We start from the raw sequence: 13,756 nt of genomic DNA, 5'->3' as shown, positions 1-13,756 counted from the left end.
CAAAAAGCAACCCTTTTAGGAACTTTTGGTCCGGACACGGGCAATTTCATCAACCATCGCTTTGTAGGTCGCCATGATTTCCTGCCCCGCAAAGACCGGATCTTCGTCCATCGTCTCGAGCGCACGACGCAGAAGATGAATTTTTGGTTTCTTCCGTTCGAGTAGTTCTTCATAGATGAAATCAAGAACTTCTTCATGGGCTTCCTTCGATTCATCGGAAATCGATGACAAGGTAATCAAGCGTTTCATATGCGCACTCGTCTTCTCGAACAAATCCTTCCGAATGACGACTTCGTCTTGTGGACGATCGAGCCAAACGGATAGAAAACGCGGCGGAATCAACTGTTCTTCCGTCCGACTGACGTCTTCGACGAGATGCGTCAATCGATTGAATACGTAACGGACGACCCGTTCCGGCTGTGTGTTCGGTTCGGATTGACGGAAGAAGTACATCGCATATTGCAACATTCCTGTATAAATGACCGCTAAATCTAGAAGATACGGTTCTTTCGTCTGACCGAATAAATCACGTAATCGTTCAAATGTCCATTCGATCTCGAGAAGACGGTTATTCTCCATGAATGTCTTTAGTTCTTTTTCATTTGAAGCAATCGCCTCTTCGAACAACGTATACAATTTATATTTTTGCATCAGTTCCAAGTAACAGTTCCCTTGCTGGATGAACGTCTCATAGTCCGAGACATCTCGTCCGACGAGAATTTCCTTGCGCGCCGTCCGCATCTTTTCAAAGACGGTATTAAATACATCGATGAATAATTCATTTTTAGAGGAGAAGTAGTTATAGAACGTCCCTTTGGAAACGTTACTGTGCTCAAGAATGTCCTGGATGGACGTCGATTGGTAACCTTTTTCGACGAATAGCTGATAGGCAGCATCTAGAAGTTGTTTCTTTTTTGGATTCATGGTCTTGTCCTTTTCTGTTCAAATGATTGCAATGGTTTAACAATCACTTATTTTAGTGTATGAAGCAAATAATTTGAATTCATTCGACTTAGCCTGGTAAGATAGCCAAGTTAGTCATAGAATTCAAGTCTAACATTTTAGACTCGTAGTACAAAAGGAGCATAACGAAATGCAATCAAGCAAGCAATCATCACGACTTTATTTAATTTTAACTGTCCTTATGGCAGGTGCGTTCGTTGCGGTCCTAAACTCAACGTTACTTAATATCGCCTTACCGTCAATCATGGGATCGTTCGGTATTCAGGCAAGCACCGCCCAGTGGTTGACGACGGGCTATATGCTCGTCAACGGAATCATGATTCCGACGTCGGCCTTCCTTGTCCAGAAATTCTCGACGCGTCAACTGTTCTTGACGGCGATGACGCTGTTCTCTCTCGGTACGATCATTGCTGGACAAGCACACGTCTTCCCGCTTCTCCTCGGTGCGCGGATGATGCAGGCGTCGGGTTCTGCGATCATGATGCCACTATTAATGAACGTTCTTTTGACCGGTTTCCCAATCGAGAAACGCGGACAAGCAATGGGGATCTTCGGACTTGTCATCACCTTCGCCCCAGCCATCGGACCGACATTGTCCGGCTGGATTCTTGAACACTACGAATGGCGGATGTTGTTCCATCTCGTCACACCGATCGCATTACTCGTGCTCTTCACAGGTGCCTTCTTGTTGAAGAAAGAGACGGTTCGTAGCACACTCAAACTCGATTTATTTTCACTCGTTCTCTCAAGCTTTGGGTTTGGTGGTTTGCTGTATGGGTTCAGTTCCGCTGGTTCAGCTGGATGGGGCTCTTGGACGGTCATCGGATCATTGATCATCGGTGTGATCAGTCTGACTTCCTTCATTATACGTCAATTTATGCTCGAAGAACCGATGCTTGAGTTCGGGATTTTCCGTTATCCGATGTTCGCCTTATCGCAAGGGATTTCGATGGTCTTAAACATGTCGATGTTCTCAGCGATGATCTTGATGCCAATCTACATCCAAACGATTCGCGGTATCTCACCGTTCCACTCTGGTCTCTTGATGTTACCGGGTGCAATCGTCATGGCAATCATGTCACCGATCACGGGTCGTCTGTTCGACCGGTTCGGTGCCCGGATCCTTGCCATCATCGGCTTATCACTGACGGTCTTGACGACGTTCTCGTTCAGTCAATTGGCTGCGGATACGTCATATGCGTTCCTCGTCATCATGTATACGTTGCGTTTCCTTGGAATTTCAATGGTCATGATGCCGGTCATGACAAACGGATTGAACCACATTCCGCAACACTTGACGCCACACGGTACGGCATTGAACAACACATTATCACAAGTATCGGGTGCGATCGGTTCAGGTCTGCTCGTAACGATCATGACATCGCGGACGAAACACCACGTTCCAGAATTCGCTTCACAACCAGAAGCCGCTAATCCGGAATGGTTGCAGATGCAGGCGATGATCGAAGGAATCAACGATACGTTCTTCATTGCAACGTTGCTTGCACTCGCGGCATTGATTTTATCGTTCTTCATCAAAAAACGACGGACGACGACGCTCGCAGTCGTCGAATCCGTCGATCAAGAACAAAAATATGCATGACCTACTTCTCCCCTGTCTGATTAGACGGGGGAGTTTTTGTTTTCGTGTAACACTCTTTTTTGCAACTGCTGTCGATCATAGATTCGTTGATTCGTACTGCCCCGAAAACGTATCGTTCGGTCGAGTTTCGACAGGATGAACGGACCATCGATGAGTCCGTCTAGTCGCAGTACTAATGGACGCCAGCGTTGACGCCGTAAGACTTCTTCTAGTAAATAGCCAGTATATAGAATCACGTCATAGTCTGATCCAAGCTGTTCGAGAAGCTTCACAAGTGTTGCCGCTTGAAGCATTGGCTCCCCGCCTGACAATGTCAAACGACGATTTCCGATTGCTTGAATCCGTTCCACTGTCTCTTCGATCGTCCATTCTACTCCACCTGTCGGGTCCCAAGAGGACGGATTATGACAGCCGATACAGTGGTGTGGACAACCGGCAAGAAATAGCACTGTTCGTAAACCAGGACCGTCGACGACAGAATCAGGAAGAAGGGAAAGAACGCGTAACATCGTGCTTCACCCGATTCTGCTCTTCTGCCCGTTTCGCTTCATTCCAACGATCTAGTGTACCGACGAGATATCCCGTGATGCGTCGAATCCGTTCGATGGATGCACTCCCGCAAACCGGGCACTGCTCCTCGATCGTCTGCTCCGTTCGACAATCAAGACAACGATCGACGGGATGATTGATTGATCCATAGCCGATTCCAGCTTCCGCCATCAAACGAACGATATCTTCAATCGCTTGCGGATTTCCGGCAAGGGCACCATCTGTCTCAACATAGGTGATATGTCCACCATTACATAAGGCATGAAACGGAGCTTCAAGTTGAATCTTCTCACGAATCGTCACGGGCGCATCGACAGGGATATGAAAGGAATTCGTGTAATACGGCTGATCCGTCACTCCTTTGATTTCACCAAAGTCACTAACATCACGGCGTGTGAACTTACCCGACAACCCTTCAGCCGGAGTTGCCAGCAAACTAAAGTTCAATCCCGTCATCTCGCCATAGTTGTCGACGACCGTCCGCATCGCCTGAATCAACGCAAGACCAATCCGGTGCGCGAGTTCGGAGTATCCATGATGACTCCCCGTCAAGACAGTCAAACATTCCGCGAGACCGATGAAGCCGACCGCTAACGTCCCATGCTTGAGGACCGGACCTACGCGATCCGTTCTACGTAACGTCTCGCCATCCTTCCAGACATGTTGATATAAAAATGGAAACGCGTCAGCCGTTTGGCTTGCCTGGAATTCATAACGTGCAATAAGCTGCCGGCATGCCAGTTTTGTCGTGTCTTGAACAGACTCGAACATTTGATCGACCGTTTGACATTGAAGCGCCAAGCGGACGAGATTGATGCTCGTAAACGATAGATTTCCTCTTCCCGTGACAGACGGTACATCACCCCTGTCTTCAAACACACGGGTCCGACACCCCATATACGCGACTTCCGCTCCTCCCGGTTGCTCCTGACGATTAAATGGCGCATCGAGAAACGCAAAGTTCGGAAACAATCGTTTTCCCGTTACGCGGGTTGCCAGTTGAAATAGATCGTAGTTCGGATCCGTCGGTGATAAATTGATCCCCTGTTTGACTTTGAAGATTTGAATCGGAAAGATCGGTGTCTCGCCCTTTCCGAGTCCACGTTCCGTCGCTGTCAGCAAGGCGCGCTGGAAGAGTCGACCGGCCTGCGTCGTGTTTGTTCCATAATTAACGGATAAAAACGGTACTTGTCCCCCACCACGTGAATGCATCGAATTCGTATTATGGATGAACGCCTCGCATGCCTGAAACGTCTTTTCATACGTCTCCTGCCATGCGCGTCGCTCCCGCTTGCGTCGCTTCCAATGCGGGACGAGGTCGTTTAATTTAGTCCATTCGCGTTGGTAGGTCTTTTCGACGAACGGTGCTAGATCATCGTCAAACGTCGCGAAGGCTTGTCCACCATGCTGCATGTTTTGATTCGCCTGAACGATGATTGCCGCGAGGGCGAGGGCGGAACGAATGTCTTGCGCCGGACGAATTGAACCGTGTGTCGTCTGAAATCCGTTTGAGAGTAGCTGACCGAGCGGGATCTGGGCACAAGTCGTCGTTCCGGTCACGTAATAATCGGCGTCATGGATATATAGGATGTTGTCGTCAAGCGCCTGCAAGACCTCCGGTTCGAGTTGTCGCCGCATCATCTGCCGTGCAGCTTCGCCGGCAATCCGTTGTAACTTCGCAAGCGGTGTTTTGCCATCAATGTTTGCATTCTCTTGTTCGATATCTTGCGGTGGTGTAAGTAATGCTTCCAAGCTTTGCATCGATCTCTTCCTCTCACGCTTTTTTTGTAATCACTATAGCGAGAGTTCAGAAACGTTCGCAATCCCTGCATAACTTACGATTTTTTCAACTGTTTCAGCCGTTCTGTCATCAATCTGTTCGATTTATTGTTCAAATGTCTGCATCTTACTCGTTTTAGCCAAAAGCATGAATTTGGACGAATCTCACACGAGGAATGACAAAAAAAGAAGAGGCGCATAATATCGCCTCTTCTTCGTCTCTTCATTCTGCTTCAAGTAACGCGTCCGTCGCACTCGGCAACTTGACCCGGAAAACCGTTCCTTCTCCAAGGATCGATTCGACCTCGATGTTGCCATCATGCGCGCGAACGATTTCCTTACAGATCGATAATCCAAGACCCGTTCCGCCGATCTTTCGGCTATCTGAGTTATCGACGCGGTAGAACTTACTGAATAGATGCGGCATTGAATGGCTTGGAATCCCAATCCCGAAATCACGAACGCTGAGTTCGATCTGATTATGCTGGTGGGTCATCGTGACGACGACATCTCCACCGTCCGGTGAGTATTTCACCGCATTATTCAATAGATTCCCAAGAAGTTGTTTCATGCTGTTCGCATCCGCCTCGACCATGAAGTCCTGTTCGTCATTTAAATCAAGCTGCAGACTATGTTGTTCCGTTGCTGCTTGATAAAACTGGATTTGTTCATTGACGACTTCCTTCAGATCAAAGATTTGTTTATCATACTCTTGTTTTCCTGACTCCATCCGCTGGACGTTCAAAAAGTCGCTGACGAGATCGGTCAACCGTTTCGATTCATCGTGAATCGTCTGCAAATACCGTTTGTTTCGCTCGGGATCCAGATCACGTTTCAACATCAATTCCGTAAAACCATAAATTGATGAAAGTGGTGTTCTAAGTTCATGCGAGACCGTCGAGACGAGTTCAGACTTTACGCGGTCGACTTCTGTCTCTGCCGTGACGTCACGGAAGACAAGGATCGTCCCTTTCGACTGTTCTCCATGAGCAATCGCCTCAGCATAGACTTGAATAAAGTATTCACCCTGATCGATCGATAAGGAGAACATGCCCTCAGGAATCTCACCTGATAAGACTTCTTCAAAGTACGCTTCAAACGCTTCTTTTTGGTCCATCTGCTCGAACATCGTCTCTGGTCGAACCTCAAGAAACGTCATCGAGTCATTATCTTCTTCTATCTGTAATGACTGGAAAATATCAAATAATGCCTGATTGCCTAAGATCGTCTTCTCCTCGTGTTTGATGTAGAGAATCGCTTCGCGAACGGAATTCAACAGCTGTGCCGTTTCTTTTCGTTCGTATTCCATCTGTTCATAGAGTGACATTCGCATTAATGAAATGGCAATCTGTTTTGAGAACGATTCAAGCTCCGCCAAGTCTTTTTGATTGAATGGCGCATCAAAGCGGGCCAGATAGAGACAAGCAATCAATTCTTCCTTCGCCGGGTCCATGATTGGGATGACACCTTCATAGACGTGATACGGATACTTGATGAGATCATCATTCGCGACCTTTTTCGAGGAATGTGCCGTTTCCTTTGAAATCATGACGCGTTTCAGTAGCAATGATTCTGTTTTTAAGCTCTCCTGCTGATCCTCCGTCATTTCTTTTGGAACGACTTGTGCGATCTCATTATTCTTAATCAGTAAGAGGGCACCGAATTCTGTCTTCGTCAACCGCACGATCGTACTGATGACAGAGGAATAATCAAACAAACTCTCTTTTGAAGCAAGCGTTTCGATCAGTTCATTACGATCTTGTAAATGTAGCTCATTCGTCCGTGTTACTTCGAGCGCTCGTTCAAGTTCCTCTTGTTTTTGTTGTAGTACCTCTTGATTGTGTTCCATCTCTTTATTCTTCGCTGAAAGTTCCGCATGTTGGGAAGAGATTGAACGTGCCATCCGGTAAAACGATGCCGTCAATTGACCGACTTCATTATGGCTATCGACGTCATGTTCGAGCGAAATCGACTTACCTTCCGCGAGACGATGGCTTTTGACATTCAATTCGCGGAGCTGTGACGTCACCCGATGAATCAACGGTCGCACGATGAATAATAGACAAAATAAAAAAATCAGCAAGTTCAACGACCAGAACCATTGTGTCTTTTGTAACTGGTCAAGTACTTGTTCCTTCGTCCGTCCCGCGGCGTTATCCACATATAAATAACTGGCAACCGATGTAATGACACTTAGTGCAAAGACACTATAAAAAATCGCCATCAACTGTCTGCCTAGTTTCTCAGTCATCCAGTGTTTCATGTTCATAAATCCTCCTAGCAATAAGTTGCCCTTCATTCAAGATTGTTTCCTCCTCATCCTATATCACCTATTGATTCCCGGAAACATCTTTCTTGAACCCTTTACGGTCGGGCAGGCGAGAGTCCGATTCCGGTCACGAGAGCAATCGCATCAATGACTTGCCCTTTCGTCAGATCATCCGTCTCAATCTGTTGACTGAACAGCGGATCGGATAATTGCCGTAGTCGTTGTTCCGCTTGTTGACCGCCCCATGAGTTCGGACGCTCAAAGCGGCTGATCAGGCGGCGTTTGACGGTCGCCTCCTTCGCCATCAGTGCGATATGACGGACATCATGCCCGTTCTCGCGTAACGTACCGATGATTTCCTGAAAGTACGCCGGGTTCGTTAAGGTCATTGGTACGATGATCCGTGCTTTTTCCGTATCAAGCTGTTCGAGGAGCTGTCGGTTGAACGTGCGCCACAACGGCTCATCCTGAAAATCATCCTTGTTTTCCGGCAGTTGCGCCCGTAAGAAATAGCCTGTCTCCTCTGGATCAAAGATGTGTGATCCGCTCCAGCGTTGTTGTAGCCCTTTGGCTGCCGTCGTTTTCCCGACACCAAACGTACCGTTAATCCAAATGATCATCTTATTCTCCTCCACCCTGTTTTCTGTTGTACTATACTGCAAAAGTGGTCGACAAGTTTCAATCGGTTACAAAAAAACACTCCGTTGAAAAAACAGAGTGTTTACCCATATAACCATGTGATTAAAAACGGTGCGATGACGCTAGCACAGACGGCCGTCAAGACCATCGTCAGCAGACCGACCGCCCCTTCACGTTGGTCAAGACTCATTGATTTCGTCGCGCCCATGACGTGGGCAATCGATGCTAAGCCGACACCACGGCTAACGAAGTGACGAATCTTAAGTCCTGTCATGAGTTTTGGACCGACGATCGATCCGGTTAACCCCGTCAATAAAACGAATGCTGCCGTTAGCGTCGTCGTCCCACCTGCTTTTTGCGAAATCGCCAAGGCAACAGGTAACGTGACTGATTTCGGTAACAGGGCAAGGTTCGTCGTCCGCTCAAGATGGAGCAGCAGACCGAGTAACAGATCTGAACTCATTGCAATACATGTTCCAAGCAAGACACCAAGTCCGATTTCCGGTAGAAAACGGCGAACGTGATGTCGGACGCGGTAGAGCGGAATCGCAAATGCCGTGATCGCTGGACCGAGCATCTTCGACAAGTACTGCCCCCCTTGCATATATTCTGCATGTGAGACCCCACTATAGATGAGGATGATAATCAGGACAGCCGTCACCGTCAGGATCGGTAACGTCCAGACACGAGGATGCCGTTGGTAAATGAACATTGCGCCACTGAATAAAAGAATGGTCAAAATGATCCAGAACAGTGTCTCACTCATGTGGTGTCACCGCCTCTTTCCGGTGTGCTAAGCGGTCGACGATATACGCTGAGCCGACTAACGTCAGGAGGCTGCTGACGACGACGATTAATAGGACTTGAAGACCAGATGTTCGAAGGAATGCTGTATAATCCATGATTCCAGACAGTGCCGGAACAAAGAATAACGGCATGACGAACAGCAGAAAGGTTCCGCCCCGTTCGACAGCGACGAGAGGAAGCAGTCGACTTTTTAACGTCACGTACAGAAGAATCAAGCCGATGATGTTACCGGGTAAGGGTAACTGGAAAGTTTCGCTCACCCAGTCCCCACTGAGTGAAAAACAAAAAATAAGTGCGATTTGAGCAATGATTTGAATGATACGCATGATGCGTGACAACATGATAAAGGTCCCCTTGTTAACAGTTTCGGGTCTTATTATCCGCCTCTTTCCTTCAACAATCAATGAAATCTAGTTAATCAACTGAAGTAACCGTTCTCATGCAAATCCACACCTTTTTTTGTAGTAGCACAAACAAAAACTAGTCAATCGTGTATCAGTACAACAAATGATTCGAGACGAACAAAAAGGAGCTGATTCCAAAAAAGAATGACGCGTCACACGCAACTCCTACAGGAAAAGCGCATTTATACGCTTTAGAGACAAACAAGACCCGCTTTCCTGCTTGAATGAAGCAGGAATACTGGCTTGTGTCTCGCCTGAGGAAAGTGCGTGAAAAGACACGTCATTCTTATTTGTAGAGACTGACTTTAAAGTCAGCTCCCTTTTTAATCTGAGACGATACCTGAATGGGATCGTGATTACATGACCCGTTTGAACAACTTCTCAAGTTCATACGTCGTCCATTCGATGATGACCGGGCGTCCGTGGGGGCACGTAAACGGCATTTCCGTTTTCGCTAGATCGTCAATCAAACGGCGCATCATCTCATCGTTCAACGGATGATTCGCCTTAATCGACTTCTTACATGCCATCATGATGGCGGCATCTTCCCGGTATGTTTCGAGATCGATTTTCCGTTTCATTAATGCTTCATCGAGTAATTCCTGAATCGTCTCTTCCTGCCGATGGGATGGGAACCACGTCGGAACTTCTCGGACGATGAAGCTTTGTGGACCAAATGCTTCGAACTCGATACCGACGTCTTTGAGCAACGGAAGGACTTCCTCCATCCGTTTCATGTCATCCGACGAGATTTCAAACGTATACGGTAAGAGCAATTGCTGTCGTTGTTCCGGTGGTCGACCGAACATGACCTTATACGTCTCGTATTTGATTCGTTCCTGTGCTGCATGTTGATCAATCATATACATCCCGTCTTCCCCGGCACAGACGATATAGGACGAATGGAGTTGACCGATGACGTCGAGATGCGGAAAGCGCGGACGCGCGGGTGATTCCTCAATCGGTTCGACAAAGTCCTGCTTGACCGGTTCGAGAGGTTCGAACAGATCATCCCCGTTGCTAAACGGTAATGATTTCTCTACAGGTGGCCGATCGTCTTCTTGCGGCTTTTTCGGAATCGGATAATTCCAGACCGCTCGCGATGACGTCTCTTCGACTGGTTCCGCGACGTAAGAAAAATCGAGTTTTTCTTGGCTACTCGGATCCTTTTTTGGTTTCGGTGGCGTCACTTTCGGAATCAGTGTCTCCCGGCTGAGCGTCATCTTGATCGTCTCCTGAATCAACTGGCAGAGCTCCATCTCTTTTGAAAGACGGACTTCTCGTTTCGCCGGGTGGACGTTGACATCGATCAGGAGTGGATCCATCGTCACCTCGATGACTGCAATCGGATACCGCCCGATCGGCAAGAGTGTATGGTAACCGTTCAAGACCGCTTGCGTCAGGGCGAAGTTTTTGACCGAACGTCCATTGAGAATCAACGTAATGTAATTCTTCGAGGCACGGGTCACTTCCGGTTTGACGAGATGACACGTCAATTGATAATCGGCATTCGCACCTTTTGCGACCAACGTTCCTTGAATCGTTTGATGACCGTAGACACTCGCCAGCGCTTGCCGGACGTCTCCTGATCCGTTCGTCTGGATCAACGTCTTCCCTTCATGGGTAGCCCGAAGTTTGACGTCTGGATGAGCGAACGCCATCCGGTTCAGCACGTCCGTGATCGCCGCAAGTTCCGTATGCGTCGTCTTCAAATACTTCAGCCTGGCCGGTGTATTGAAGAAGAGATGCTCGACCGTCAATTCCGTTCCCCGGTTCATTGCTGCTGGTGTCCGTTCGACGACCGTCCCGTACTCAAGCGTCACTTGAATCCCTTCCGCGTCCTCACGTTTCGTCTTCAACGTCACTTTACTGACGGACGCGATCGAGGCAAGTGCCTCTCCGCGGAACCCAAGTGTCTTGATTCGGAATAAGTCATGCTCATCCTTAATCTTACTCGTCGCGTGACGGACGAAAGCCAGTTCAGCGTCATCCGGGTAAAACCCGTGTCCGTTGTCGCGGATCGTCATCCGTTTCATTCCAGCTTCTTCGAGTTCGACATCGATTTGTGTCGCACCGGCATCTAGTGCGTTCTCGACCAGTTCCTTGACGACCGATGCCGGGCGTTCGACGACTTCTCCCGCCGCGATCCGGTTCGCTAAACTATCGGATAATTCACGAATGATTCCCACTGCATTCTCCTCACTTTCTCGCTTCGGCTTGTAGGCGGTACAGCGTATTCAATGCTTCGAGTGGCGTCATGTTGATTAAATCAAGACTCGCCATCGTCTCACGCAGCGGATCCGCTTCTGAGAACAGACTGAGTTGATCAAGCGGCTCCTCCTGAACAGGAGCTTTGACAGGTGCTGCGACCGGAACAGGCTCTGCCTGCTCGAACTCGGACAAGAGGACTTGCGCCCGCTCGATCAGACTATCTGGTAAATCAGCTAACCGCGCGACGTGGATTCCGTACGATTGATCGGCTTTTCCATCGCGCACTTCATGCAAGAAGACGACACGCCCGTCTTGTTCAACGGCACGGACGTGAACATTCGCTAACCGCTCAATCGATTCTTCGAGCACCGTCAGTTCATGATAATGCGTCGAAAATAGCGTCTTCGCTCCGACATGACGAGCAATGTGTTCAACGATCGCTTGTGCGAGTGCCATCCCATCGTACGTCGAGGTCCCGCGACCGATTTCGTCAAGCAGGATCAAGGATCGATCTGTTGCACGCGTCAACGCTTCTTGTGTCTCGACCATCTCGACCATGAACGTCGACTGTCCACTGACAAGGTCGTCTGCCGCCCCGATTCGAGTGAAGATTTGATCGAAAATCGGCAGTTCCGCTTGAGCAGCTGGTACGAACGAGCCGATTTGATGCAACAAGGCAATCAAGGCAAACTGTCGCATATAGGTCGATTTACCAGACATGTTTGGTCCAGTGATCAACAGCATCTCGCGTCCTTCGTTTAAGGTGATCCCGTTCGCGACATATTCACCACGTGGTAAGACCGTTTCGATAACCGGGTGACGTCCTTGCTGAATATCAACCGTTCGTCCCGTCGTCGTGATCGGTCGGACGTAGTCATGCGTCTCAGCAATCTCGGCCAGTGCGACGAGGACGTCGAGTTCCGCGATCCGGCGACTGACGCGTTGTAAGCTTTCGATGTGTCCTTTGACTTCATCGCGCACTCCACAGAAGAGATCGTACTCGAGCGTGACACTCTTCTCTTCCGCACCAAGGATCAACGCTTCTTTTTCCTTCAATTCCGGTGTGATATAACGCTCAGCATTGGCAAGTGTCTGCTTCCGTTCATACCGTCCTTCCGGCAACAGCTTGGCATTGGCACGTGATACCTCGATGTAATAGCCGAAGACACGGTTATAACCAATCTTCAACGTCTTGATACCAGTTGCAGCCCGTTCGCTGGCTTCAAGTGTCGCGAGCCACGTCTTGCCGTCTTTTGAGGCGACGAGTAACTCGTCGAGATCTGGTGAATAACCGGACTTGATCATTCCACCCTCTTTCGTTGAGATCGGTGGGGCTTCGACAAATGCACGATCGAGTAGATCGCTCAACTCATCGTGCGGATCAAGTCCGAGACTGAGTTGACCGAGACGTTCGCTCATCATCTCTTCAAGTGCTGATTGGATGCGGGGAATCAGCCGTAACGTCGACTTCAATTGAACGAGATCGCGCGCCGACGCTGTTCCATACCCGACTTTCGCGACGAGTCGCTCGAGATCATAGACTTCGCGTAACGTATCTTTTAGTTGTTGACGCTCGAAATAGTGTTGCAACAATTCCTCGACAGCGTCGAGCCGTTCCGTGATCACGCGTTCCGATAACAACGGTTTTTCTAACCAGCGCTTCAGCATCCGTCCGCCCATCGCTGTGCCCGTCACGTCAAGTAGACCAAGCAAGGAACCCTTTTTATCTCCTGTCCGTGCTGAACGGACGAGTTCGAGATTCTTGACCGTATTCGGCTCGAGTTGCATAAAATCGCTCGCCTCATAGACGACAGCAGGTTGTAGATGTGTCAACGCTCGTTTTTGTGTATCGTGCATGTAGGCATAGAGCACGGCAAAGGCTTCCGCTTGGGCTGTATCAATCGCACGGTCGCCGTGCGGATGCGTCTCGCGCCGTGAACTACGCGTCAGTGGAATCCGTAAGTGTGCGAGTGCTGTCTCATGTTCCTCTGTCGTGACGATGATTTCCCGTGGCAGGATGATGCTCAGTTCCTTGATTACACCGTCGAGTGTCGCGACGCTAGTCAAGGCACTCTCACCTGTCGAGACATCTCCGCGGGCAATCCCAAAACGACCGTCCTGTTCGACGACCGCGACTAAGTACCGATTCTCTTTTTCCGTCAAGGCGGACATCAACGTTCCCGGCGTGATGACTTGGATGACTTCGCGTTTGACGAGTCCTTTCGTCAACTTCGGATCCTCGACTTGATCGCAAAGTGCCACTTTATAACCACGCTCGATCAACTGTTCGATGTAGCCGTTCGCTGCGTGATGGGGCACGCCGCACATCGGAATCGGATGTTCCGCGTTCTTGCCGTTTTTCGCCGTCAACGTCAACTCCAGTTCATGGGCGACTTTCTTGGCATCTTCAAAGAATAATTCGTAAAAATCACCGAGCCGATAAAACAAGAAGGCATCCGGATAATCCGCCTTGATCGAGAAGTATTGTTTCATCATCGGTGTGTTGTGTACTGCTTCCATTCTTCCACCTCA

General features: G+C 48.9%; 10 protein-coding genes. 1 reads left to right on the top strand and 9 read right to left on the bottom strand.

Annotation, left to right across the window (positions count from 1 at the left end):
- Window positions 1-15 precede the first annotated feature (15 nt).
- Window positions 16-924, bottom strand: a complete 909-nt coding sequence (locus ACZGCQ_RS02005; protein WP_286950502.1) for a TetR/AcrR family transcriptional regulator — start codon at window positions 922-924, stop codon at window positions 16-18.
- 169 nt (window positions 925-1,093) lie between these two features.
- Here ACZGCQ_RS02005 and ACZGCQ_RS02000 point away from each other — a divergent pair, with 169 nt between their 5' ends.
- Window positions 1,094-2,566 carry a DHA2 family efflux MFS transporter permease subunit gene (locus tag ACZGCQ_RS02000; RefSeq protein WP_023467723.1) on the top strand — a complete coding sequence of 491 codons (1,473 nt, stop codon included), beginning with the start codon at window positions 1,094-1,096 and terminating at the stop codon, window positions 2,564-2,566.
- 20 nt (window positions 2,567-2,586) lie between these two features.
- Here ACZGCQ_RS02000 and ACZGCQ_RS01995 read toward each other — a convergent pair whose 3' ends face one another.
- The 8 genes from ACZGCQ_RS01995 to mutS all read right to left on the bottom strand — a co-directional run bounded on the left by ACZGCQ_RS01995 (window position 2,587) and on the right by mutS (window position 13,744).
- Complete coding sequence (locus ACZGCQ_RS01995; protein WP_481265211.1) at window positions 2,587-3,075, bottom strand: 4Fe-4S single cluster domain-containing protein; 489 nt, start codon at window positions 3,073-3,075, stop codon at window positions 2,587-2,589.
- Entirely contained in the window at window positions 3,047-4,876 is a 1,830-nt protein-coding gene (locus ACZGCQ_RS01990) for an anaerobic ribonucleoside triphosphate reductase (RefSeq protein WP_481265210.1), read from the bottom strand. The genes ACZGCQ_RS01995 and ACZGCQ_RS01990 overlap by 29 nt, the downstream gene beginning before the upstream one ends.
- Before the next feature lie 241 nt (window positions 4,877-5,117).
- Window positions 5,118-7,157: an ATP-binding protein gene (locus ACZGCQ_RS01985; RefSeq protein ID WP_481265209.1), complete on the bottom strand. Its 2,040-nt coding sequence runs from the start codon at window positions 7,155-7,157 to the stop codon at window positions 5,118-5,120.
- A gap of 101 nt (window positions 7,158-7,258) precedes the next feature.
- On the bottom strand, window positions 7,259-7,798 hold the full coding sequence (locus tag ACZGCQ_RS01980) for an AAA family ATPase (RefSeq protein ID WP_412767678.1): 540 nt from the start codon (window positions 7,796-7,798) through the stop codon (window positions 7,259-7,261).
- An 86-nt stretch (window positions 7,799-7,884) separates the two neighbouring features.
- Complete coding sequence (locus ACZGCQ_RS01975; RefSeq protein ID WP_029341209.1) at window positions 7,885-8,568, bottom strand: LrgB family protein; 684 nt, start codon at window positions 8,566-8,568, stop codon at window positions 7,885-7,887.
- The gene (locus tag ACZGCQ_RS01970) at window positions 8,561-8,950 is read right to left on the bottom strand and encodes a CidA/LrgA family protein (RefSeq protein WP_051656227.1); all 390 of its coding nucleotides are present in this window, start codon (window positions 8,948-8,950) and stop codon (window positions 8,561-8,563) included. The genes ACZGCQ_RS01975 and ACZGCQ_RS01970 overlap by 8 nt, the downstream gene beginning before the upstream one ends.
- A gap of 419 nt (window positions 8,951-9,369) precedes the next feature.
- The gene (mutL, locus tag ACZGCQ_RS01965; protein ID WP_481265208.1) at window positions 9,370-11,202 is read right to left on the bottom strand and encodes a DNA mismatch repair endonuclease MutL; all 1,833 of its coding nucleotides are present in this window, start codon (window positions 11,200-11,202) and stop codon (window positions 9,370-9,372) included.
- A gap of 10 nt (window positions 11,203-11,212) precedes the next feature.
- Window positions 11,213-13,744, bottom strand: coding sequence for a DNA mismatch repair protein MutS (gene mutS, locus ACZGCQ_RS01960; RefSeq protein WP_481265207.1), 2,532 nt, complete (start codon window positions 13,742-13,744; stop codon window positions 11,213-11,215).
- Between the last annotated feature and the right edge of the window lie 12 nt (window positions 13,745-13,756).

Source organism: Exiguobacterium sp. HSB13, from assembly GCF_056764755.1.
The sequence above is the reverse complement of the archived record's forward strand: the minus strand, read 5'-3'. Positions and strand labels throughout refer to the sequence as shown.

Bases quoted from the DNA above. Each gene is read 5' to 3' on its own strand.
- ACZGCQ_RS02005 (WP_286950502.1), bottom strand. From the start codon at position 924: ATGAATCCAAAAAAGAAACAACTTCTAGATGCTGCCTATCAGCTATTC.
- ACZGCQ_RS02000 (WP_023467723.1), top strand. From the start codon at position 1,094: ATGCAATCAAGCAAGCAATCATCACGACTTTATTTAATTTTAACTGTC.
- ACZGCQ_RS01995 (WP_481265211.1), bottom strand. From the start codon at position 3,075: ATGTTACGCGTTCTTTCCCTTCTTCCTGATTCTGTCGTCGACGGTCCT.
- ACZGCQ_RS01990 (WP_481265210.1), bottom strand. From the start codon at position 4,876: ATGCAAAGCTTGGAAGCATTACTTACACCACCGCAAGATATCGAACAA.
- ACZGCQ_RS01985 (WP_481265209.1), bottom strand. From the start codon at position 7,157: ATGAAACACTGGATGACTGAGAAACTAGGCAGACAGTTGATGGCGATT.
- ACZGCQ_RS01975 (WP_029341209.1), bottom strand. From the start codon at position 8,568: ATGAGTGAGACACTGTTCTGGATCATTTTGACCATTCTTTTATTCAGT.
- ACZGCQ_RS01970 (WP_051656227.1), bottom strand. From the start codon at position 8,950: ATGTTGTCACGCATCATGCGTATCATTCAAATCATTGCTCAAATCGCA.
- mutS (WP_481265207.1), bottom strand. From the start codon at position 13,744: ATGGAAGCAGTACACAACACACCGATGATGAAACAATACTTCTCGATC.